The sequence below is a fragment of the Streptomyces olindensis genome, assembly GCF_040645895.1.
Classification (GTDB): Bacteria; Actinomycetota; Actinomycetes; order Streptomycetales; family Streptomycetaceae; genus Streptomyces; species Streptomyces olindensis.
The window spans coordinates 7,691-33,894 of the sequence record NZ_JBEYZD010000069.1 but is presented as its reverse complement, the minus strand read 5'-3'; the positions used below and the strand labels follow the sequence as shown (position 1 = coordinate 33,894).

Below are 26,204 nucleotides of genomic sequence, written 5' to 3'. Positions count from 1 at the left end.
GGACACGCGGTCGTCCGCAATCTCGTCCTCGGTAGCGGCTATCGCGAGCATTGCCCCGCCCTCAGGCAGAGCACCCATCAGCCGGCCCCGGACCTCGACAACCCGGCAGGCGTCTTCCAGCGACCAGATGCCGGAGACGTACGCGGCCACCAGCTCACCGATGGAATGCCCGATCAGGAAGTCCGGGCTTATCCCGAACGATTCGAGGAGGCGGAACAGTGCCACTTCGAACGCGAACAGCGCGGGCTGGGTGTACTCGGTCCGGTTCAGCAGGTCGCCATCGCCGAACATGACGTCCTTCAAGGGCAACGGAGCGAACGCCGCACACACCTCGTCCAGCGCGGCAGCGAACACCGGGAACGCCTCATACAACCCGGCACCCATACCGGCCCGTTGCGCACCCTGGCCGGTGAAGAGGAACGCCGTCTTCCCCGAACCGACCGCACCAGGTTCGAGATCACTCAAGCGGGACAGCAACTCGTCGCGGTCACGGCCGACAACCGCGCCCCGCCACTCCAACTGCGCCCGCGACGACACCAACGACGCAGCCACGTCAGGCAAGTCGGCATCCGGCCGCTGAAGCAGCCACTCCCGCAGCCGCAATGCCTGTGCCCGCACAGCCGCTTCACTCCGGCCCGACACCACCAACGGCACCACCGGAACAGGAGCCGGCTCAGCCGCAGTCTCCCGCGCGGCAGCGGCAGGCGCCTCCTCCAGGATGACGTGGGCGTTGGTGCCGCTGATGCCGAAGGACGAGACACCCGCCCGGCGGACCCGGCCGTTCGCGGGCCACGGCTCGGGGTCGGCCAACAGGCGCACCGAGCCGGCCGACCAGTCCACGTGCGGCGACGGCTCGTCGACGTGCAGCGTCCGCGGTAGCCAGCCGTGCCTGAGCGCCTGCACCATCTTGATCACACCGGCCACACCCGCGGCGGCCTGCGTGTGTCCGATGTTGGACTTCACCGAGCCGATCCGCAGCGGTTCCTCACGGTCCTGGCCGTAAGCGGAGATCAGCGCCTGGGCCTCGATCGGATCGCCGAGGGTCGTGCCCGTGCCGTGGGCCTCGACCGCGTCCACATCACCCGGTGTCAGACCGGCGTTGGCGAGCGCCTGCGCGATCACCCGTTCCTGGGACGGGCCGTTCGGGGCCGTCAGGCCGTTGCTCGCACCGTCCTGGTTCACCGCACTGCCACGAACCACCGCCAGCACGTTGTGCCCCAACCGCCGGGCATCCGAAAGACGCTCCAGCACCAGTACACCCACGCCCTCGGACCACGCCACACCATCGGCCGTGGACGAGAACGCCTTGCAGCGGCCGTCCGGGGAAAGTCCGCGCTGACGGGAGAACTCCACGAACAGCAGCGGCGTGGACATCACCGTCACACCGCCGACGAGGACCAGGGACGACTCCCCCTGCCGCAGCGCCTGGGCCGCCATGTGCATCGCCATGAGCGAGGACGAGCAGGCCGTGTCGATGGTGACCGCCGGGCCTTCGAGGCCGAGGGCGTAGGCGACCCGGCCCGAGACGACGCTGCCCGCCGAGCCGGTGGCCACGTAGCCCTCGGCGGCCGCCGCGGCCGACCGGGCCGTGTGCTCGTAGTCCTGGTACATCACGCCGGCGTAGACGCCGGTGTCGGTGCCGCGCAGGGACGTCGGGGGGATGCCCGCGTTCTCCAGTGCCTCCCAGGAGACCTCCAGCAGCAGGCGCTGCTGGGGGTCCATCGCGGCTGCCTCGCGCGGCCCGATGCCGAAGAAGGCCGCGTCGAAGTCACCGGCGCCGGCCAGGAAACCGGCTTCACGGGTGTAGACGGTGCCGGGCTTGTCCGGGTCGGGGTCGAAGAGGTTGGCCAGGTCCCAGCCGCGATCCGACGGGAACGGGCCGATGCCGTCGCCGCCGGCTCCCACGAGGTCCCACAACTGGTCGGCGGAGGCGACACCGCCGGGATAGCGGCAGCTCATTCCGACGATGGCGATCGGCTCTTCCACGCGGGTGCGGCGTGTGACCTGCCGAGCGGTCGTGCCCGCGCCTTCCATGCGGGTGCGCAGGTACCGTGCCACGGCGTTGGCCGTCGGGTGATCGAACACCAGGGTCGACGGCAGCGTCACCCCACTCGTCTGCGCGAGGCGGTTCCTGAACTCCACCGCGCCGAGCGAGTCGAATCCGAGTTCGCTGAACGGCGTGTCCCCGCCGACCGCGTCCGCCGAGGCATGGCCCAGCACGGCTGCCGCGCATTCGCGGACGGCGTCGAGGAGGAGCTCGCCGTGCTTGTCCCGAGGTGCCGCCGCGAGGCGTCGGGCCAAGGTTGTCGCCCCTGTCCTGTCGGCGCGGCGCACGGTGACCGGCGCCACCTCCCGCAGGACGTCGGCCAGGGTCCCGGCCCGGGCCTGGACGGCCAGGGCGGCGGCGTCGAACTCGACGGCCGCCACGGTGGGCGCGCCGGCGTGCAGTGCCTGGTCGAACAGGTGGAAGCCGTCGGCGTCGGCGAGGGCGCGCAGGCCCAGCCGTTCGAGTCGCGTCAGGCCGTCGCGTCCGAGGTCGCGGGTCATGCCGCTGCCGGCGTTCCAGGGGCCCCAGGCGATCGACACGGCGGGCAGTCCGGCTTCGGTCCGGCACCGCGCGAGGGCGTCCAGGACGCTGTTGGCCGCCGCGTAGTTGGCCTGCCCGGGCGAGCCCACGACGGCCGCGACGGACGAGAACGTCACGAACGCCGACAGGTCCAGGTGCCGTGTGAGGTCGTGCAGGTGCAGGGCCGCGTCCGCCTTCGAGGCCAGCACCCGGTCGAGCTGGTCGGGTGTCAGCTTCTCGATCGTGCTGTCGTCCACGACGCCGGCGGCGTGGACGACCGCCGTCAGCGGACGCTCGTCGGGGACGGTGTCCAGCAGTGCCCGCACCGCGTCGCGGTCGGACACGTCACACGCGGCCACCCGAACCTGGGCGCCCAGCGCGGTCAGTTCGGTGACCAGCTCCCGGGTGCCGTCCGCGCGGTCGCCCCGGCGGGACACCAGCAGCAGGTCCGCCACGCCGTGCTCCGCGACCAGGTGACGGGCCAGGCGGGCGCCGATGCCGCCGGTGCCGCCGGTGACGAGTACGGTGCCGCCCGTGCCGAGCGACGCCGCCCGGGCGTCCTGGTCCGGCGCGGGTGTGGTGCCGCGGGTCAGGCGGGGCACGAGAGTCCTGCCGTCCCGCAGGACGACCTGGGACTCACCGGCGGAGAGCGCGATCGACACCGTGTCGGCGGACAGGTCACCGTCGTGATCGAGCAGCACGATCCGGCCGGGGTGCTCCGACTGGGCGCTGCGCACCAGTCCGCGCACCGCCGCGGCGGCGAGATCGGGTGTCTCGCCGGGCAGTCCCGCACCGTTGCGGGTGGCCACGACCAGCCGGGTGCCGGACAGGCGGTCCTCCGCCAGCCAGGCCTTGATCATTACAAGTGCCGCCCGCACCCGGTCGCGCACCGACCGGTCGGCGGTGCCGGTGCCGCCGGCCTCCACGGTCCACACCAGGACCTCTGCGGGGTCCTCGGCGCGGGCCGCGTCGGCCGGGCCGCCGTGGTGAGCGACGACGCCGGTCACCTCGGGCGAGTCGAGCGCGGCGACGCGCGGGGCGGAGGCAGAGACGGACGGGGTGGTGCCGGCTTCGACGTCGGTCCAGCGCAGTTCGTGGAGGGGCGTCCTGCCGGTCTGTCGCCGGCCGCCCAGGGTGGCGGCGTCCACCGCGCGGGCGCGCAGGGTTCCCACCGTCGCCACGGGCGCCCCGGTTTCGTCGACGGCTTCCACTCGTACGCTCTCGGCGCCGGTACGGACGATCCTGGCCCGGACGGCAGCGGTGCCGGCGCGATGGACACGCACCCCGGAGAACGAGAACGGCAGCGGCACCCGGCCCGCGGGCATGTCCCGGGCCAGGGTGTCGATCGCGGCGTGCAGCGCGGCGTCGAGCAGCGCCGGGTGCGCCGTGAAGCGGGTGGCCGCCTCGGCGGTGGCCTCGTCCAGCACGATCTCGGCGAACGCTTCGTCACCGAGCGTCCAAGCCGAGCTCACGCCCTGGAAGGCGGGGCCGTACGTGACGCCCAACTCGGCGAGGCGGTCGTACAGGTCGTCCACCGGCAGCGGCTCCGCGCCGGGCGGGGGCCAGGAGGCCCCGGCCGCGTCCACGTCCGCTGCCGCGGGGACGGCGATCAGGGAGCCGCCGGCGTGTCCGACCCAGTCGGCGTCGCCGTCGACCGCGCGGGAGTGGATGGCGAACGCGCGACGGCCCTCGTCGTCGGCCCGGCCCACGGTGACCTGGACGTCGACGGCTTCGTCCCCGTCGAGCAGGAGCGGTGACTCCAGCAGGATCTCCTCGACCGTGTCGGCACCGAGCCGTTCGCCGGCGGCCAAGGCCAGCTCCACGAAGCCGGTGCCCGGCAACAGCGCCGAGCCGAACACCGCGTGGTCAGCGATCCAGGGGTGGGTGGCCAGGGACAGCCGGCCCGTGAAGACCCACTCGTCCTTCCCCGCGACCGGCATGACGCCTGTGAGCAACGGGTGTTCGAACCGGTCGCCGGTGCTTTCCGCAGGCGGCTGGAGCCAGTAGCGCTGGTGCTGGAAGGCGTAGGTGGGCAGAGCGATGTGCTGCTGCGGGCGGCCCGGGAACAGCGGGGCCCAGTCCACGGTGACGCCGGTCGTGTGGGCCTGGGTGAGCATCGTGACGAACTGCTCGTGCTCATCGTGGTCTCGGCGCGCGGCCGCCGCCACGAAAGCCTTGGCCTCCTCGGGGAGACTCTGGCGGGTCATCGCCGCTAGGACCGCGTCCGGGCCGACCTCCAGGAAACGGCGCACGCCGGAGGCGAGGAGTGTCTCGATGCCGGGGGCGTAACGGACGGCCGCACGCACCTGGCGGACCCAGTAGGACGGGTCCAGCAGTTCGTCAGCAGCCAGTTCTCCGGAGACGTTCGAGACGAGCGGTATGCGCGGGGTGTTGTAGGTGACCTCGCGGGTGACAGCCGCGAAGTCGTCCAGCATCGGCTCCATCAGAGCCGAGTGGAAGGCGTGGCTGACCTGGAGGCGCTTGGTCTTGCGACCGGCATCGGTGAACCGCTGCTCGACCTCCGCGATCGCGTCTTCCTCACCCGAAACGACAATGGCTCCAGGGGCGTTGACCGCGGCGATGGATATCCGGTCGTCCGCGATCTCGTCCTCGGTAGCGGCTATCGCGAGCATCGCCCCGCCCTCGGGCAGAGCACCCATCAACCGACCCCGAGCCTCGACGACCCGGCAGGCATCCTCCAGCGACCAGACGCCGGAGACGTAGGCGGCCACCAACTCGCCAATCGAGTGCCCGAGCAGCACATCCGGCCGCACTCCGAAGGACTCCAACAGCCGAAACAGCGCCACCTCGAACGCGAACAGCGCGGGCTGGGTGTACTCCGTCCGGTTCAACAGGTCGCCGTCACCGAACATGACGTCCTTCAACGGCAGCGGAGCAAAGGCCGCACACACCTCGTCCAGCACGGCGGCGAACACCGGGAACGCCTCATACAACCCGGCGCCCATACCGGCCCGTTGCGCACCCTGACCGGTGAACAGGAACGCCGTCTTGCCCGAACCCACCGCACCGGGCTCGAGATCACTCAAGCGGGACAGCAGCTCGTCGCGGTCACGGCCGACGACCGCGCCCCGCCACTCCAACTGCGCCCGCGACTGCACCAACGACGCAGCCACGTCAGGCAAGTCCGCATCCGGCCGCTGAAGCAGCCACTCCCGCAGCCGCAATGCCTGTGCCCGCACAGCCGCTTCACTCCGGCCCGACACCACCAACGGCACCACCGGAACAGGAGCCGGCTCGGCAGGGGCCTCCTGGGCGGTGGGCGCCTCCTCCAGGATCAGGTGGGCGTTCGTGCCGCTGACGCCGAACGACGACACACCAGCCCGGCGGACCCGGTCGGTCACCGGCCATGCCTCGGCCTCGGTGAGCAACCGCACCGAACCTGAAGACCAGTCCACATGGGATGACGGCTCGTCCACGTGCAGGGTCGGCGGCAGCACCTCGTGCCGAAGCGCCTGCACCATCTTGATCACGCCACCGACACCGGCAGCGGCCACAGTGTGCCCGATATTCGACTTCAGGGAGCCGATCCGCAGCGGTTCCTCACGGTCCTGACCGTACGCGGAGATCAGCGCCTGGGCCTCGATCGGATCGCCGAGCGTCGTACCGGTCCCGTGAGCCTCGACCGAGTCCACATCGCCAGGCGTCAGACCGGCGTTGGCCAGGGCCTGCGCGATCACTCGCTCCTGGGACGGGCCGTTCGGGGCCGTCAGGCCATTGCTCGCACCGTCCTGGTTCACCGCGCTACCGCGGATCACCGCCAGCACGTTGTGCCCCTGCCGCCGAGCGTCCGACAGGCGCTCCAGCACCAGCACACCCACGCCCTCGGCGAAGCCGACGCCGTCCGCGTCGGCCGAGAAGGCCTTGCAGCGGCCGTCCGGTGCCAGGCCGCGCTGGCGGGAGAAGTCGATGAAGATGTCGGGCTCGGCGGCGACGGTGACGCCTCCGGCGAGCACGAGGGAGCTGTCCCCCTGGCGCAGGGCCTGGCAGGCCAGGTGCAGGGCCACCAGGGACGACGAACAGGCCGTGTCCACCGTCACCGCCGGGCCCTCCAGCCCCAGCGTGTAGGCCACTCGGCCCGAGATGACGCTGTGCGACGTACCCGTGAGGCGGAAGCCCTCCAAGTCGCCCGAGACCCGGTCTACGTATCCGGAGGCGCACGCGCCCGCGAACACGCCCGCGTCCGTGCCGCGCAGCGACGTCGGATCGATGCCGGCGTTCTCCAGCGCCTCCCAGGTCGCCTCCAGCAGGAGCCGCTGCTGCGGGTCCATGGCGGACGCCTCGCGCGGTGAGATGCCGAAGAAGCCCGCGTCGAAGTCGCCCGCGCCGTGCAGGAATCCGCCGGACCGCGTGTACACCGAGCCGGGCCGGTCCGGGTCCGGGTCGAACAGGCCGGACAGGTCCCAGCCGCGGTCCGTGGGGAAGTCCCCGATGACGTCCCGGCCGGCCGCGACCAGGCGCCACAGTTCCTCGGCCGATCCGACGCCGCCGGGGTACCGCGCGCCGATGCCGACGATGGCGATGGGCTCGTCGTGCGCCGCGCGGCGTGCCGTCCGTCGTGCGGGGGCGTGGGTCTGCTCGCCCTCGATGCGGGAGCGCACCAGTGCGGCCACGGCCGTGACGGTCGGGTGGTCGAAGACCAGTGTGGAGGGCAGGGCCAGGCCGGTGCCCTTGGCCAGCCGGTTGCGGAACTCCACGCCGCCCAGGGAGTCGAAGCCGAGTTCGGTGAAGGGCACGTCGGTGCCGATCGCGTCGGTCGTGGCGTGGCCGAGGGCGGCTGCCGCGTGTCCGCGGACGAAATCGACGACGAGTGTGTCCCGTTCGGCCTCGTCCGCCGCCATGAGCTTGTGGGCCAGGGCCCCGGCCGCGCCGGCTCGCCGTTCCGGCACCGGGACGAGTCCGTGCAGGACGGCGGGCAGGAGGCCGGCCCGGGCCTGCAGCGACAGTGCGGCGCGGTCGAAGTCGACGGCGGTCGTGAGCGGTTCGCTGGTGGCGGTGGCCACGTCGAACTGCCGCAGGCCGAAGTCGTTGTCGACCGGGCGCAGTCCCATGCGTTCCAGTCGGGCGAATCCGGCTTGGCCGAGGCCGCCGGTCATGTCGCTGCGCTGCTGCCAGGGGCCCCAGGCGACCGACTGGGCCGGGAGTCCGGCGCTGTGCCGGTGCCGGGCCAGTGCGTCGAGGGCGCTGTTCGCGGCGGCGTAGTTGCCCTGACCCGGTGAGCCCAGCTGTGCCGCGGCGGACGAGAACAGGACGAACGCCGACAGGTCATGGTTCCGGGTCAGTTCGTGCAGGTTGAGGGCGGCGTCGACCTTGGCGTCGAGGACACGGTCCACCTGGTCGGCGGTGAGGGTCTCGATCGTGCCGTCGTCCAGTACACCGGCCGAGTGGATCACGGCGGTGAGGGGGCGGTCCGGTGCGATCGAGTCGAGCAGGGCGGCCAGGGCCGGGCGGTCGGTGACGTCGCAGGCCGCGGCGCGGACCCGGGCGCCGCGCTCGGTCAGCCGGGTCACGAGTGCGGACGCGCCCTCGGCCTCGGCGCCGCGCCGCGACACGAGGAGGAGGTCGCGCACGCCGTGTGTCTCGACGAGGTGTTCGGCCACCAGGGAGCCGAGGCCGCCGAGGCCGCCGGTGATCAGCACGGTGCCCGTGCCGAACGGCTGCTCCGGTTCTGCTGTGGGGGCGGGGGACCGGCCGAGGCGCTGCACGCGCAGGCCGCCGTCGCGGACGGCGATCTGTGGTTCGTCCGTGGCGAGCGCGGCGGCGACCAGGTCCGCGGTGAGTTCGTCGAGGCAGTCGACGGAGACGATCCGGCCCGGGTGTTCCGACTGTGCGCTGCGGACGAGTCCCCGGACGGCGGCCGCGGCGAGGTCCGGGGACTCGCCGGGCAGGCCCGCGCCGTTGCGGGTGACCACCACGAGGGTCGAGCGGGCGCAGCGGTCGTCGGCGAGCCAGGTCCGCAGGGTGGTGAGCGTGGCCCGCACGCTTGCGTGCACCCCGGCCGCGACCGATCCGTGCGCGTCGGCCACGACCGGTCCGTGCGCGTCGCCCGCGACCGATCCGTGTGCGTCGGTCGCGTCCGGCCCGTGCGCGTCGGTCGCGGTCCATACGACCGCGTCCGGGGTGTCGCCGGAGTCGAGGAGGGCGTCGAGGTCCGGGTATGTGTGCTCGATGCCCGGGGCGGCGTCCGGCGCGGTCCCGAGCGACGCCAGCCGCGGCGGGTTCGCCGGGGTCGGGGCGGGCAGGTCCTTCCACTGCGGCAGGTGGAGTGAGTGGTGGGTGTCCCGCCGGGTGTCGAGCAGGGTGCCGGCGTCGATCGGGCGGGTGCGCAGCGCCTCGACGGTGAGGACGGGTTCGCCCGTGTCGTCGTGCGCGGCGATCCGCACGCGGTCGCGTCCGATGCCGGTGATGCGGACCCGCACCGCGTCGGTTCCGGGCCGGTGCAGCCGTACGCCGGTGAAGGAGAACGGCAGCGGCAGCCTGCCCTCCTCCCACCGGCCGAGCAGGCCGAGGCCGTGCAGGGCCGCGTCGAAGAGTGCGGGGTGGATGCCGAACCGGCCCGCCTGTTCGGCGGTCGGGTCGTCCAGGGACACCTCGGCGACGACCTCGTCGTGGTCCTGCCACAGGGAGGTCACGCCCTGGAAGGCGCTGCCGTAGCCGAAGCCCATGCCGGCCAGGCGGTCGTAGAGCGCTTGGCCGTCGAGGTGCTCCGCGTCCTCGGACGGGTCGGCCGGTCCGGGTGGGTCGTCGCCGGTGGCGGGGGCCAGCACGCCTTCCGCGTGCAGCGTCCAGTCGGCGGGGGCGTCCGGGCGGGAGTACACCGACAGCACGCGCCGCCCGCGGTCGTCCGGTTCGCCGACGGCGAGCTGGATCTGGACGTCGTCCTCGCCGTCGACCACGAGCGGCGCCTGGAAGACGATCTCCTCGACGACGGGGCAGCCGAGCTTCTCCCCCGCGCACAGCGCCATCTCGACCATGGCCGTGCCCGGCACCACCACGGTGCCGAACACCACGTGGTCGGCGAGCCACGGGTGGGTCCGGGTGGCGATGCGGCCGGTGAACAACCACTCGTCGCGGCCGGCCAGTTCGGCGGCCGCGCCGAGCAGCGGGTGGTCGGGGAAGACCAGGCCGGCGTGGGTGACGTCACCGCCGGCGCCCGGTGCCTCGGGCCGGATCCAGTAGCGCTGCCGCTGGAAGGCGTAGGTGGGCAGGTCGACGGTGGGCAGGGGGCGGTCGCCGAAGCGGGACTCCCAGCGCACCGGCAGTCCGGCCGCGTGGGCCTGGGCCAGGGCGAGGGTGAACTGCCGGGGCCCGCCCCGGTCCCGGCGCAGGGAGCCGACGATGCTCACCCGGTCGGCGACTCCGGCGGCCTCGGCGGTGGCCGCCAGGCCCACGGTGAGCACCGGGTGGGGGCTGGCCTCGACGAAGGCGGTGAACCCGGCCCGCATCAGTGCCTCGGACACGGCGGCGAAGCGGACGGGCTCGCGCAGCGCCCGGTACCAGTAGTCGGCGTTCAGCCCGGAGGTGTCCAGGTAGTCGGCGTGCACGGTGGAGAAGAACGGGACGGTCCCGGAGCGGGGGCGGACGGGGGCGAGTTCGCGCAGCAGGCGCTCGCGGAGCCGTTCGACGGCCTTGGAGTGGGAGGCGTAGTCGACGGGGATGCGCTTCACCCGCACGCCGTCCTGCCGGCACGCTTCGAGGAACTCGTCCATCGCGTCCAGGTCGCCGGAGACGACGGACTGCACGGGGCCGTTGACCGCCGCGAGGGACAGCCCGTCGCCGTAGGGCGCCAGTCGTGCCCGGGTGGCCTCCTCGTCGAGGTTCACGAAGGACATCGCCCCGGCGCCGGCGAGTTCCTCGGCGACGGCGAGGCTGCGCAGGGCGACCACGCGGGCCGCGTCCTCGAGGGTGAGGGCGCCGGCGACGTACGCCGCGGCGATCTCGCCCTGCGAGTGGCCGACGACGACATCGGGTTCGACGCCCTCGGCGCGCCACTGTTCGGCCAGGGACACCATCACGGCGAACAGCGCGGGCTGGACGACGTCGACCCGCTCCAGTGAGGGTGCGCCGTCCTCGCCGCGCAGCACGGCGCTCAGGGACCAGTCGACGTACCGGCTCAGGGCGGCTTCGCACGCCGCCATGGACTCGGCGAACGGGCCGCCGGCCGCGAGCAGTTCGAGGGCCATGCCCTGCCACTGGCTGCCTTGTCCGGGGAAGACGAAGGCGACCTTGCGGCTGGTCGCGCGGCCGGTGACCACGTCGTCGGCGGCGCCCGCCGCTTCCGGTTCGGCCAGTGCCGCGAGCCCGGCGAGCACACCGTCCCGGTCCTCGGCCACCACCGCGCCGCGCCATTCGAGCGCGGTGCGGGTGGTGAGCGCCGCGTGGGCCAGGTCGGTGACGGCCAGGTCGGGGCGCCGGGCCGCCCAGTGCCGCAGTTTGGCCGCCTGGGCGCGCACGCCGGCCTCGGTCCTGGCCGACACCACGACCGGGAGGAGGCCGGGCCGTCCCGGCTCCGCCGGTTCGTCCGCCGCCTCGGTGGCGGGGGGCTCCGCCGGGGCTTCCTCCAGGATCACGTGGGCGTTGGTGCCGCTGGCGCCGAAGGAGGACACGCCGGCCCGCCGCACCCGCTCCCCGGCCGGCCACGGCTCGGCGTCGAGGAGCAGCCGGACCGATCCGTCGGACCAGTCGACGTGCGGGGTGGGGGCGTCCACGTGCAGGGTCCGGGGCAGCACTTCGTGCCGGAGCGCCTGCACCATCTTGATGACGCCGCCGACACCGGCCGCCGCCGAGGTGTGCCCGATGTTCGACTTGAGCGAGCCGATCCGCAGCGGCTCCCCGGACCGGTCACGGCCGTAGGCGGCGATCAGGGCCTGCGCCTCGATCGGGTCGCCGAGCGTGGTGCCGGTGCCGTGCGCCTCGACCGCGTCGACGTCCACGGGTGTGAGACCGGCGTTGGCGAGCGCCTGCGCGATCACCTTCTCCTGGGAGGGGCCGTTGGGCGCGGTGAGGCGGTTGCTGGCGCCGTCCTGGTTGACGGCGCTGCCGCGGATCACGGCCAGGACGCGGTGCCCGAGGCGGCGGGCGTCGGACAGCCGCTCGACCACGAGCATGCCGAGGCCCTCGGAGAACCCGGTGCCGTCGGCCGCCGCGGCGAACGCCTTGCAGCGGGCGTCGGGCGACAGGGCGCGCTGGCGTCCGAACGCGATCAGGAGGGTCGGGTCGGACATCACCGTGACGCCGCCCACCAGCACCAGGGACGTGTCGCCCTGGCGGAGCGCCTGGCACGCCAGGTGCAGGGCCACCAGGGACGACGAGCAGGCGGTGTCCACGGATGCGGCCGGGCCCTTGAGCCCCAGGGTGTAGGCCACGCGGCCGGACAGGACGCTGGCCGACACGCCGAGGTAGGCGTGTCCCTCCGACTCGGCCGTCAGCGCGGGCGAACCCACGCGGTGGCCGTAGTCCTGGTGGATGACACCGGCGAACACCCCGGTGTCGCTGCCGCGCAGGGACACCGGGTCGATGCCGGCGTGCTCCAGCGCCTCCCACGACGCCTCCAGGAAGAGGCGTTGCTGCGGGTCCATCGCCGCCGCCTCGCGGGGGCCGATGCCGAAGAAACCGGCGTCGAAGTCGGCGGCCCCGTCGAGGAATCCGCCTTCCCTGGTGTAGACGGTGCCGGGCGCGTCGGGATCGCTGTCGAACAGCTTCTCCAGGTCCCAGCCCCGGTCGGGCGGGAACGGGCCGATGGCGTCGGTTCCGGACGCCACCAGGTCCCACAGGTCGGCGGGGGTCTCGACACCGCCGGGGTAGCGGCAGCTCATGCCCACGATCGCGAGCGGCTCGCGGGCGCGCTCCTCCAGCTCGTGGATCTGCTTGTTGGCCGCGCGCAGGTCTCCGGTGAGTTTCCGCAGGTACCGGCTGAGCCGTTCCTCGTTGTTCGTGCTGGGGTTGCTCATGCTGGGCCAAACTCCTCGTCGATCAGATCCAAGAGTTCGTCGTCGGAGTGGAACGCGAGATCGTCGGCGTCACCGGCCGGCCACGGGGCCAGGTAGGTGCGCAGGCGGTCGTTGACGCCCCGCAGTCCGGCGACGGTCTCGTCGTCGCCGCCGGCGTGGGCGAGGATCCGCTCCAGTAGGGCGTTGAGCCGGTCGATGTCGCCCTGGACGGCGGCCTTCGTCTCGGCGGGTGCGGTGACGGTGGTCCGGGACAGCAGGTAGCCGGCCATGTCGTTCACCGTCGGGTAGTCGAACACCAGCGTCGACGGCAGGGACAGCCCGGTCACCTTGGCCAGGCGGTTGCGGAACTCGACCCCGCCGAGGGAGTCGAAGCCCAGCACGTCGAAGCCGCGGTCGGGGTCGATGTCGGCGGGCGAGGCGAATCCCAGGACGGTGGCGGCCTGTTCCCGCACGAGGTCGAGCACGACCGCGTGCCGCTTCCCGTCGGGAACGCCGTGCAGTCGTTCGCCCAGCGAGGCCGTGCGGTTCGCCGCCGCCGTCGGGGACTGCTGCCGCCGCGTCCGGACGAACGCGCGCAGCACCGCGGGCACCGCCCCGGTCTGCGCCTCCAGACGCAGGTCGTCCGGGTCGAACCGCAGCAGGGCGGGGGCCGGTTCGGGCGCGGACAGCGCCCCGTCGAACAGCCGCAGTCCGTCGGTGCCGTCCAGCGGGTGCAGGCCGAGCCGGGCCAGCCTGGCCACCCCTGTCCGGTCGAGGCCGCCGGTCATGCCGGTGTCCTGCTCCCACGGGCCCCAGGCCAGGGACAGCGCGGGCAGCCCCTCGGCGCGGCGCCGCACCGCCAGGGCGTCCAGGAAGGCGTTCGCGGCGGCGTAGTTGGCCTGTCCGGCCGAGCCGATCAGCCCGGACACCGAGGAGAACAGCACGAACGCGGACAGGTCCGCCTCACGGGTCAGCTCGTGCAGCGCCCACGCGGCGTCGGCCTTGGGCGCGAACACCGCGTCGACCTGGCCGGCCGTCAGGGTGTGCACCGTGCCGTCGTCGAGGACGCCGGCCGTGTGGACGACGCCGGTGAGCGGCTGGTCGGCCGGCAGCGTGCGCAGCAGGTTCCGCAGCGCGTCACGGTCGGTGACGTCGCAGGCGGCGACCCGTGCCTCGGCACCGGCCTCGCGCAGTTCGGCCACGAGATCGGCCGCGCCCTCGGCCCGCTCACCGCGCCGGGACACCAACAGCAGGCGGCGTACGCCGTGTTCGGCGACGAGATGGCGGGCCAGCCGCGCCCCGAGGCCACCGGTGCCGCCGGTGACGAGCACGGTCCCGGTCCCGAACGACACCGGCGCCGCGGCGGCCGGCTCGGGCAGGGCTTCCAGCCGGGGCGCCAGTACGCTGCCGCCCCGCAGGGCCGCCTGGGGCTCACCGGTCGCCAGCACGGCCCGGACGGAGTCGCCCGAGAGGCCGGTGTCATCGGAGGCCGCGCGGTCGAGCAGCACGATCCGGCCCGGGTACTCGGTCTGCGCACTGCGGACGAGCCCCCACAGGGAGGCGCCGACCGGATCCGGCACCTCACCGGGCAGGGCCGCCGACGCGCCGGTGGTGACCACGACGAGCCGCGACCCGGCGAACCGGTCGTCGCTGAGCCAGCCTTGCACGATGTGCAGGGCCGCGGTCACCGCTTCACGGGCGGTCGCCGGGTCGACGGTGGTGGCCGGGTCGACGGTGGTGGCCGGGTCGACGGTGGTGGCCTCCCAGACCAGGGCGTCGGGCACGGCGTGTGGCGCGGCGTCCGGCCGGGCGGGTGGCTGTGCGGTTGCCTGGGCTGTTGCCTGGGTGAGTGCCGACAGATCCGGGTACCGGTCGTCGATCCCCGGGATCGTGACGGCACCGAGCGAGGCCAGCGTCACGGCGGATCGCCGATCGGGCTCGGCGGTGCACGGGGTCCAGCGCAGTCCGTACATCCCGGCCCGGGCGTCGGGCAGCGCGGCGCGGAACTGCTGGACGTCGTAGGAGCGCATGACCACCTCGTCGATGGTCACCACCGGGTTGCCGTCCTGGTCGACGGCCACGACGCCGATCGCCTCGCTGCTGCGCCGCACGGCCATCACCCGCAGCGACGTCACCTCGGCGGCCGTGCCGTGGAACCGCGTGCCGCCCCAGCGGAACAGCAACTTGCCCTCGGCCGCGTTGCCCGGGTGGTCCGGCCAGATCAGGCAGGCGAGCCCCGCGTGCATCACCATGTCGAACAGCGCCGGGTGCAGCCGGAACCGCTCGGCCGGGGTGTCCGCGTTCAGGGTCACCTCGGAGAACACCGTGTCCCCGCTGCGCCAGGCGGCGTCGACACCGATGAACGACTTCCCGTACTCCAGCCCGGCGGCACGCGCCACCTGGGCCGGGATCCAGTCGGTGCCGACCGGTTCGGCGGCGATCGGGGGCCACGGTTCCTCGCGCAGCGCCTCCATCAGCTCCGTGCCGGCGGGCTGTGGGCCGCTCAGCACACCGCTGGCGTTCCGGCTCCACTCCCCGGCGCCGCCTTCGACGGCGCGGCGGTAGTGGAACGTGAACGGCCTGCGGCCCGAGTCGTCCGGTTCCTGCACCAGGACCTGGAGTTCCACCTCGCCGTCCTCCGGCGGGAGGATCGGCGTCTCCAGGGTGAGTTCGTCCACGCCGGGGCAGCCGATCCGGTCCCCGGCGACGAGCAGCATCTCCATCAGGGCGGCGCTCGGCACCAGCACCACGCCGTAGGTGGTGTGGTCGGCGATCCACGGGTGGGTCTTCAGCGAGAACCGGCCGGTGAACAGCCACTCGTCGCGGTCGGCGACCCGGACCACCGAAGTGAGCAGCGGGTGATCCGAGGCGGATCCGCCGCCCTGCCCGGCGGGGCGGGGTTCGAGCCAGTAACGCTGGTGCTGGAAGGCGTAGGTGGGCAGGGGGATGTGTGTTCCCGGGTGGTCCGGGAACAGTGGCGTCCAGTCCACGGTGACACCGGCGGTGTGCGCCTGGGTGAGCATCGTGACGAACTGCTCGTGCTCGTCGTGGTCGCGGCGCGCGGCCGCCACCACGAGGGACCTCGCCTCGAGGTCCTCCGGCAGGCACTGGCGGGTCATCGCCGCCAGGACCGCGTCCGGGCCGACCTCCAGGAAACGCCGGACACCGGAGGCGAGAAGCTTCTCGATGCCGGGGGCGTAACGGACGGCCGCGCGGACCTGGCGGACCCAGTAGGCGGGGTCCAGCAGTTCGTCACCGGCCAGGTCACCGGAGACGTTCGAGACGAGAGGTATGCGCGGGGTGTTGTAGGTGATTTCGCGGGTGATGGCGGCGAAGTCGTCCAGCATCGGCTCCATCAGGGCCGAGTGGAAGGCGTGGCTGACCTGGAGACGCTTGGTCTTGCGACCGGCATCGGTGAAGCGCTGCTCGACCTCCGCGATCGCGTCCTTGTCACCTGAAACGACGATAGCCCCGGGGGCGTTGACGGCCGCGATGGACACCCGGTCGTCCGTGATCTCGTCCTCGGTGGCCGCGATGGCCAGCATCGCCCCGCCCTCGGGCAGAGCACCCATCAGCCGACCCCGGGCCTCGACGACGCGGCAGGCGTCCTCCAAGGACCAGATGCCGGAGACGTGGGCCGCGACCAGCTCTCCGATGGAGTGCCCGATCAGGAAGTCCGGGCTTATCCCGAAGGATTCCAGCAGCCGGAACAGCGCCACCTCGAACGCGAACAGCGCCGGCTGCGTGAACTCCGTCCGGTTCAGCAGCTCGCTGTCACCGAACATGACGTCCTTCAACGGCAGTGGAGCAAAGGCCGCACACACCTCGTCCAGCGCCGCAGCGAACACCGGGAATGCCTCATACAACCCAGCGCCCATGCCGACCCGTTGGGCACCCTGCCCGGTGAACAAGAACGCCGTCTTCCCCGAGCCAACGACCCGCGCTTCCAGGTCACTCAGGCGGGACAGCAACTCGTCGCGGTCACGGCCGACGACCGCGCCCCGCCACTCCAACTGCGCCCGCGACTGCACCAACGAGGCCGCCACATCGGACAGATCCACTTCCGGACGCTCCAGGAGCCACTCCCGCAACCGCTCCGCTTGGGCCCGCACACCCGACTCACTGCGCCCCGACACGACCAACGGAGTCACGGGCAGCGGCGGCGAAACAGCCGCAGTCTCCTGCGGTGCAGCGGCAGGCGCCTCCTCCAGGATCAGGTGAGCGTTCGTGCCGCTGACGCCGAAGGACGACACACCAGCCCGGCGAGCACGCCCGTTCGCGGGCCACGGCTCGGCCTCGGTCAGCAGCCGCACCGCACCCGCCGTCCAGTCGACGTGCGGCGACGGCTCGTTCACGTGCAGGGTCGGCGGCAGCACCTCGTGCCGGAGCGCCTGCACCATCTTGATCACGCCACCGACACCGGCAGCGGCCACGGTGTGCCCGATGTTCGACTTCAGGGAACCGATCCGCAGCGGTTCCTCACGGTCCTGCCCGTAAGCGGAGATCAACGCCTGCGCCTCGATCGGGTCACCCAGCGTCGTACCGGTCCCGTGAGCCTCGACCGCATCCACATCGCCAGGCGTCAGACCGGCGTTGGCCAGGGCCTGCGCGATCACGCGCTCCTGCGACGGGCCGTTCGGGGCCGTCAGGCCGTTGCTCGCACCGTCCTGGTTCACCGCACTGCCGCGGACCACCGCCAGGACGTTGTGCCCCAGCCGCCGGGCGTCGGACAACCGCTCCAGCACCAGTACACCCACGCCCTCGGCGAAGCTCACGCCGTCCGCGTCGGCCGAGAAGGCCTTGCAGCGGCCGTCCGGTGACAGACCCCGCTGGCGTGCGAAGTCCACGTACAGGTACGGCGTCGCCGCGACGGTGACGCCGCCGGCCAGCGCGAGGGACGTCTCGCCCTGGCGGAGCGCCTGGCACGCCACGTGCAGGGCCACCAGCGACGACGAACAGGCCGTGTCGATGGTCATCGTCGGGCCTTCGAGGCCGAACACGTACGACACGCGCCCGGAGACCACGCTGTGCGTGGTGCCGGTCAGCCGGAAGCCCTCCAGGTCGCCGGAGACCTGGTCGACGTATCCGGAGGCGCAGGCGCCGGCGAACACGCCGGTGTCACTGCCACGGAGGGACAGCGGGTCGATCCCGGCGTACTCCAGGGCCTCCCAGGACGCCTCCAGCAGCAGGCGCTGCTGCGGGTCCATGGCCAGGGCCTCGCGCGGCGAGATGCCGAAGAAGCCGGCGTCGAAGTCGGCCGCGTCGCGCAGGAATCCGCCGCCCCGGCTGTAGACGGTGCCGGGCTTGTCGGGGTCCGGGTCGATGAGCCGTTCCAGGTCCCAGCCGCGGTCGTCGGGGAACGGCGTGGTGGCGTCGGTGCCGGAGACGACCAGGCGCAGCAGTTCCTCCGGTGTGCGCACCCCGCCGGGGAAGCGGCAGCTCATGCCGACGATCGCGATGGGGTCGTCCGCGCGGGCCCGCCGTGCCGCCCGGGTCGTGCGCGGCCCGGCGTCCGCGCCGGCGGTCTTGGCGTGCAGCAGGGTCGCCACGGCCGCGGCCGAGGGGTGGTCGAACACGAGGGTGGACGGCAGGGACAGGCCGGTCGCCTTGGCCAGCCGGTTGCGGAGTTCGATTCCGCCGAGGGAGTCGAAGCCCAGGTCGTCGAAGCGCCGCTCGGGGTCCACGTCCTCGGCAGAGCCGTGTCCCAGCACGGCCGCGGCGTGCTCACGCACCAGTTCCAGCACGACCTCGGCCCGCTTGGCTTCCGGCACTCGGCTCAGCCGGGCGCCGAGCGATCCGGAGGAGGCGGCGGCCGGTGTCACCGCCCGGCGCGCGAACCCGCGCAGCAGCGCCGGGACCGTGCCCGTGCCGGCCTCCCTGCGGAGTTCGGCCGGGTCGAACCGGATCGGCACCAGGTGGGCGTCCGCCCGGGCCACCGCCTCGTCGAACAGCCGCAGGCCGTCGGTGTCGGCGATGGGGCGCAGGCCGAGCCGCTCCCAGCGGGCGACGGCGGTGCGGTCCAGCTCGCCGGTCATGCCGCTGCCCTGGTTCCAGGGGCCCCAGGCCAGCGCCGTCGCGGGCCGTCCGGCGGCGCGGCGCAGGCGGGCCAGCGCGTCGAGGAAACCGTTGGCCGCCGCGTAGTTGCCCTGTCCGGCCGATCCCAGCACCGCCGCGGCGGACGAGAACAGCACGAAGGCCCTCAGGTCGGCGTCGCGGGTGAGCTCGTGGAGGTGCCAGGCGCCGGCGGCCTTCGGGGTGAAGACGCGGTCCAGTTGCCCGGTCGTCAGCCCGGCGACCGTTCCGTCCTCGACGACGCCCGCCGCGTGCACGACGGCGGTGAGCGGGTGTTCGGGGTCGATCGACGCGAGCAGGGTCTCCAGGGCCGTGCGGTCCCCGGTGTCACAGGCGGCGACGCGCACGTGGGCGCCCGCAGCGGTGAGTTCGGCGGCGAGTGCGTCGGCGCCGTCGGCCGCGGGGCCGCGCCGGGAGACCAGCAGCAGTCGCCGGGCACCGTGCGCGGTGACCAGGTGGCGTGCCAGGAGCGCGCCCAGCCCGCCCGTGCCGCCGGTGATGAGCACGGTGCCCGTGCCGAACCGCTCCCCCGGCTCGATCTCGATCTCGATCTCGGTCTCGGTCTTGGTCTCGGTCTTGGTCTCGGTCCCCGGGGCCGCTGTCGCGCGAGCCAGCCGGGGCACCAGCGGTGTGCCGCCGCGCACCGCCGCCTGCGGCTCGTCCGCGCCGGCGACGGCGCCCACGAGCGCCGGGTCGATCGTGGTCTGCGGTTCCAGGTCGATCAGGACGAACCGGCCGGGGTGCTCGGTCTGGGCGCTGCGCAGCAGGCCCCAGACCGCGGCCGCGGCCGGGTCCTGCGCCTCGCCGGCGAGCCCGGCGCCGTTCGTGGTCACCGCGACGAGGCGCGCGTCGGCCAGCCGGTCCTCGGCCAGCCACGCCTGCACGGTGGCGAGGGTGAGTTCCAGGTGCCGCCGGACGTCCACCGGATCGCCGGTGCCCGCCGAGCCGGCCAGGGGATGCCAGATCACGAGGTCCGGCACGGCCGGCGCGGCGGCGATGTCCGCGGGCGTGGCGTACTCGGCCCGCACCGCGTCCACCGGGGTCGTTCCGAGCACCGCCATCCGGTCCGCCGGCACGCTCGACGCGGGCTCGGGGGCGTCGGCCCACCGCACCTGGTAGAGCTCGGTGTCACCGCCGGACAGCGTGCCGCGCAGCTGCTTGACGTCGTAGGGCCGCATCACGACCGCGTCGACCGACACGACGGGGCGTCCGGAATCGTCCACGGCCGCGACCGATATCGTCTCCGGCCCGCTCGCCACGGCGAGGACCCGCAGGGTCGTCGCCTTCACCAAGGGCTGGTGCAGCCGCGCCCCGCCCCAGCGGAACAGCAGCCGGCCGGTGTTCGGATCGCTGTCCTGCTCGTGCCAGACGAGCCCGGCCAGGCCCGCGTGCATCACCAGGTCGAGCAGCGCCGGGTGCAGGTCGTACAGCTCCGGCTCCGGCGCGGCGGCCACGTCCAGGGTGATCTCGGAGAAGACCGTCCCGTCCCGCTCCCAGGCGGCCTGGACCCCGAGGAACGCGGGGCCGTATTCGAGGCCCGAGCCCTTCGCGATCCGTTCCGGGATCCACGCGGTGTCCAGCGGCTCGGCGTCCGACGGCGGCCACTGCTCGTCCCGCAGCCGCTCCAGCAGGGTGTCGCCGGCGGTCCAGGCCCCGGCTAGCACGCCGCTCGCGTTGCGGACCCACTCGCCCGCACCGCCCATGCGGAAGTAGAAGGTGAACGGCCGCCTGCCCGCCTCGTCCGGCTCCTGCACCGCGACCTGGAGCTCGACCTCGTCACCCTCGGACGGGAGGATCGGTGCCTCCAGCGTCAGTTCCTCGACGACACCGCAGTCGATCCTGCCCCCCGCCACCAGCAGGAACTCGACCAGGGTCGCGCTCGGCACCACGACGGTGCCGTACGTCATGTGGTCGGCGACCCACGGCTGGTCGGGCACGGACAGCCGGCCGGTGAAGACCCACTCGTCCTTGCCCGCGACCGGCACCACACCGGTCAGCAAGGGGTGCCCGAGCCCGTCACCGGCCCGGTCGGGCCTGGGCTGCAACCAGTAGCGCTCGTGCTGGAAGGCGTAGGTGGGCAGGGCGATGTGCCGCTGCGGGCGGCCCGGGAACAGCGGGGTCCAGTCGACGGTGATGCCGGCGGTGTGCGCCTGGGCGAGCATCGTGACGAACTGCTCATGCTCGTCGTGGTCGCGGCGCGCGGCCGCCGCCACGAAGGCCCTCGTCTCTCCGGGGAGGCTCTGGCGGGTCATGGCCGCCAGGACCGCGTCCGGACCGACCTCCAAGAAACGGCGGACACCGGAAGCGAGGAGCGTTTCCACGCCCGGTGCGTAACGGACCGCTGCACGCACCTGGCGGACCCAGTAGGCGGGGTCCAGCAGTTCGTCACCAGCCAGCTCTCCGGAGACGTTCGAGACCAGCGGTATGCGCGGGGCGTTGTAGGTGACCTCGCGCGTAACAGCCGCGAAGTCCTCCAGCATCGGCTCCATCAGCGCCGAGTGGAACGCGTGGCCCACCTGGAGGCGCTTGGTCTTGCGACCGGCCTCGGTGAAGCGCTGCTCGACCTCAGCGATCGCCTCTTCCTCACCCGAAACGACAATGGCTCCAGGGGCGTTGATCGCGGCAATGGATATCCGGTCGTCCGCGATCTCGTCCTCGGCAGCGGCTATCGCGAGCATCGCCCCGCCCTCGGGCAGAGCACCCATCAGCCGACCCCGAGCCTCCACCACACGGCAGGCATCCTCCAGCGACCACACGCCAGAGACGTACGCGGCCACCAGCTCACCAATCGAGTGCCCGATCAGCACATCCGGCCGCACTCCGAAAGACTCCAACAGCCGGAACAACGCCACCTCGAACGCGAACAGCGCCGGCTGCGTGAACTCCGTCCGGTTCAGCAGCTCGCCGTCACCGAACATGACGTCCTTCAACGGCAGCGGACCGAACGCCGCACACACCTCGTCCAAGGCAGCGGCGAACACCGGGAACGCCTCATACAAACCGGCACCCATGCCGGCCCGTTGCGCACCCTGCCCGGTGAACAAGAACGCCGTCTTCCCCGAACCGACCACATCAGGTTCGAGATCACTCAAGCGGGAAAGCAGCTCATCCCGGTCACGCCCGACGACCGCGCCCCGCCACTCCAACTGCGCCCGAGACTGCACCAACGAAGCAGCCACATCGGACAGATCCACATCCGGACGCTCCAGCAGCCACTCCCGCAGCCGCCCAGCCTGAGCCCGCACACCCGACTCACTCCGCCCGGACACCACCAACGGAATCACCGAGACAGGAGCCAACTCAGTCGCAGTCTCCTGCGGGGTGGGCTCCTCCTCCAGGATCACGTGCGCGTTCGTGCCGCTGATACCGAAGGACGACACACCAGCCCGGCGGGCCCGACCGCTCACCGGCCACGGCTCGGCCTCGGTCAGCAACCGCACCGCACCCGCCGTCCAGTCGACGTGCGGCGACGGCTCGTCGACATGCAGCGTCCGCGGCAGCTGGCCGTGCCTGAGCGCCTGCACCATCTTGATCACACCGGCCACACCCGCGGCAGCCACGGCATGCCCGATGTTCGACTTCAGGGAACCGATCCGCAGCGGTTCCTCACGCTCCTGCCCGTAAGCGGAGATCAACGCCTGCGCCTCGATCGGGTCACCCAGCGTCGTACCGGTCCCGTGCGCCTCCACGGCATCGACATCCGCCGGAGTCAGACCGGCATTGGCCAGGGCCTGCGCGATCACCCGCTCCTGCGACGGGCCGTTGGGCGCCGTCAGGCCGTTGCTCGCACCGTCCTGGTTCACCGCACTGCCACGAACCACCGCCAGCACGTTGTGCCCCAGCCGCCGCGCGTCCGAAAGACGCTCCAGCACCAGCACACCGACACCCTCGGACCACGCCACACCATCGGCCGTGGACGAGAACGCCTTGCAGCGGCCGTCGGGCGACAGGCCCCGCTGGCGGGAGAAGTCCACGTACAGGTACGGGCTGGCCGCGACCGTCACACCGCCGGCGAGCACGAGGGAGCTGTCCCCCTGGCGCAGGGCCTGGCAGGCCAGGTGCAGGGCCACCAGGGACGACGAACAGGCCGTGTCCACCGTCACCGCCGGGCCCTCCAGGCCGAACGCGTACGCCACCCGGCCCGAGATGACGCTGTGCGACGTACCCGTGAGGCGGAAGCCCTCCAGGTCGCCGGAAACCCGGTCGACGTACCCGGAGGCACAGGCCCCGGCGAACACGCCCGCGTCCGTGCCGCGCAGTGACGCCGGGTCGATGCCAGCGTCCTCCAGGGCCTCCCAGGTCGCCTCCAGCAGGAGCCGCTGCTGCGGGTCCATCGCCAGGGCCTCGCGCGGTGAGATGCCGAAGAAGCCGGCGTCGAAGTCGCCCGCGGCGCGCAGGAATCCGCCGCCCCGGCTGTAGACGGTGCCGGGTTTGTCGGGGTCGGGGTCGAGCAGTCCGGACAGGTCCCAGCCGCGGTCCGAGGGGAAGTCCCCGATCGCGTCCCGGCCGGCCGCGACCAGGCGCCACAGGTCCTCGGGCGAGTTCACACCGCCGGGGAACCGGGCGCCCATGCCGACGATCGCGATGGGCTCGTCCAGTGCCGCGCGGCGGGAGATCCGCCGCTGTTCCCGGCCCGCTCCCGTGAGGTGCGCGTGGAGCAGCGTCGCGACGGCGGTGGCGGTCGGGTGGTCGAAGATCAGGGTCCGGGGCAGTGGCACGCCGGTGCCCCGGGACAGGCGGGTGGCCAGTGCCGTGCCGCTCACCGAGTCGAATCCGAGGTCGGTGAAGGGCAGTTCGGGGTGGATGGACTGGGCGGAGTCGTGGCCGAGTACGGCGGCGGCGTGTTCGCGTACGACGTCCAGGACGACCGTTTCGCGCTGGTACTCGGGGGTGTCCGCCAGCCGGCGCGCCAGTGGGCTGTCGTCGGGGACCGCGCTGTGCCGGTCGTCCTGGGGAGCCAAGGGTTCCTCGGTGGCCGCCTCGGGTGCGGGCGTGGCGAGGGGCTCGGTGCCGGTCCAGTAGCTGCGGCGCTCGAAGGCGTGGGGCGGCAGGTCGACGCGGGTGCCGCCGGGGGCGAGGGCGTCGGTGTCGACCGGGAGTCCGGCGCAGTGGGCCTGGGCCAGGGAGGCGGTGAACCGGCGGGGTCCGCCGTCGCCGCGGCGCAGTGACTCCAGGACGGTGACGCGGCCGGCCGGGGCGGTGGTCTCGGCGGTGACGGCGATGCCCATGGTGAGCACCGGGTGGGGGCTCGCCTCGACGAACGCGTTGATCCCGGACTCGATGAGCGCGGTGACGGCGTCGGCGAACCGGACGGGTTCGCGCAGTGAGCGGTACCAGTACTCGGCGTCCAGGCCGGCCGTGTCGAAGCGCCGGGCGTGGACGGTGGAGAAGAACGGGATGGTCCCGGTCCGGGGTCGGACGGGGGCGAGTTCCTCCAGCAGGCGGTGCTGGAGTCGTTCCACCGCCTTCGAGTGGGACGGGTAGTCGACGGGGACGCGGCGGGCCCAGGCGCCGGCTTCGGCGCAGTCGGCGAGGAACTCGTCCAGCGCTTCCGACTCGCCGGCGACGATGGTCTGCCGCGGCCCGTTGACGGCCGCGAGGGAGAGGCGGTCGCCGTAGCGGGCGAGGCGTTCGCGCACGGTGTCGGCGCCAAGCCCGATGGAGGCCATGCCGCCCTGGCCGGCCAGTTCTTCGGCGACGGCGCGGGAGCGGAGCGCCACGACGCGGGCGGCGTCGGGCAGGGAGAGTCCTCCGGCGACGCAGGCGGCGGCGATCTCGCCCTGGGAGTGGCCGATCACCACGTCGGGCTGGACGCCGGCGGCCTGCCACCTGCGGGCCAGCGAGACCATGACCGCGAACAGCACCGGCTGGATGACGTCGACGCGGTACAGGGAGGGGGCGCCGGCCGCGCGGCGGAGCACCGCGGTGAGGGACCAGTCGACGTACTCGGAGAGGGCGGCTTCGCAGTCGGCGAGGGAGTCGGCGAAGACGCCGCCCGCGTCGAGCAGGCCGAGCGCCATGCCCTCCCACTGACTGCCCTGGCCGGGGAAGACGAAGGCGACCTGGCGCCGGGCCGTCTGCCCGGTGGTGATCTCGACGGTGTCGGCGGGGGCGGCCGGGTCGGCGAGGGCGGTCAGGGCGGCGAGGAGTTCGTCGCGGTCCTGTCCGACGGCGGCGCCGCACCATTCCAGTGGCGCGCGGGTGGTGAGCAGTGACCGGGCCACGTCGGCGGTGTCCAGCTCCGGGTGGTCGGTCAGCCAGTCCCGCAGCCGGGCCGCCTGGGCGCGCACGCCGGTCTCGGTGCTGGAGGACACGACCAGAGCCCGGACGTCCGCGGTGTCGCCGGCGGGGGTTCCGGCGGTGCCGGTGGTGGGGGCTTCCTCCAGGATGACGTGGGCGTTCGAGCCGCCCATGCCGAACGACGACACGCCGGCGCGCAGGGCGGTGTCCGCGTCCCAGGGCTCGGGGGCGGTGACCACGCGCAGGCCGAGGTCGTCGAGCGGGATGCGCGGGTTCGGGGTGCGGAAGTTGAGGCTGGGGACGAGTTCGCGGTGCTTGAGGCAGAGGACGGTCTTGATGAGTCCGGCGATGCCGGAGGCGCCTTCGAGGTGCCCGATGTTCGTCTTGACGGAGCCGACGGCCAGCGGGGTGCCGGTGGTGCGGCCGGTGCCGTAGGCGGCGCCGAGGGCCGCGGCCTCCACCGGGTCGCCGGCGGGGGTTCCGGTGCCGTGCAGTTCGACGTACTGGACGGAGTGCGGCTCGACGCCGCCGGCGGTCAGCGCGTCCCTGATGGCCGCGGTCTGGGCGTCCTGGCTGGGTGCGCTGAGGACGCGGCGTTCGTTGCCGGTTTTGACGGCGGTGCCGCGGATCACGGCGTGGACGCGGTCGCCGTCGGCGATCGCGCGGGCGAGCGGCTTCAGTACGACGATGCCGCCGCCCTCGCCGCGTACGAAGCCGTCGGCGTCCGCGTCGAAGGTGGCGCAGCGGGCGTGTTCCGACTGTGCGCCGAACTGCTCGATCCGGGTGCCGCTGGTGGGCGACAGGATGAGGTTGAGGCCCCCGGCCAGGGCCAGGTCGCTCTCCCCGCTGCGCAGGCTCTCGCAGGCCAGGTGGACGGCGACGAGGGAGGAGGCCTGGGCGCTGTCGACGACGATGCTGGGGCCGCCGAAGCCGAAGTGGTTCGAGATCCGGTTGGCGATGATGCCGCGGCCGACGCCCCACAGGGAGTGCCTGCTGACGCCCAGCCCGCCCCGGGAGGCCAGGATCTCGGCGAAGTCGGTGCCGGTGCTGCCGAGGAACACGCCGTGGCGGGGGGTGTCGCCGGGCCTGCCGGCCAGGCCGGCGTCCTCCAGTGCCTCCCAGGCCAGTTCCAGGGCGAGCAGTTGCTGCGGGTCGACCGCCCGCGCCTCGTGGGGTGAGACGCCGAAGAAGTCCGCGTCGAAGTCACCGACGGTGTCGAGGAATCCGGCCCGCTCGGTGAGGGCACCGCGTGGGGCCGGGGCTTCGCCGATCGCGTCGCGTCCGTTCCGCAACAGCCGCCAGAAGCTGTCGGGATCGGCCGCGCCCGGCATCCTGCAGGACATACCGACGATGGCGACGTCATACGCCGATCCGGTCAC

At 73.1% G+C, this 26,204-nt stretch carries 2 protein-coding genes (1 of these 2 cut by a window edge); both read right to left on the bottom strand.

Features of this window, described 5'->3' with window-relative positions:
• A protein-coding gene (locus tag ABZ948_RS32405) for an SDR family NAD(P)-dependent oxidoreductase (RefSeq protein WP_359765573.1) crosses the window boundary here: on the bottom strand, positions 1-12,534 show its 5' portion. It extends 3,285 nt beyond the left edge of the window; the window shows 12,534 of its 15,819 coding nt (coding positions 1-12,534); it begins with the start codon at positions 12,532-12,534; its stop codon lies beyond the left edge, outside the window.
• On the bottom strand, positions 12,531-26,204 hold the full coding sequence (locus tag ABZ948_RS32400) for a type I polyketide synthase (protein ID WP_359765571.1): 13,674 nt from the start codon (positions 26,202-26,204) through the stop codon (positions 12,531-12,533). Before ABZ948_RS32400 ends, ABZ948_RS32405 begins: the two co-directional genes overlap by 4 nt.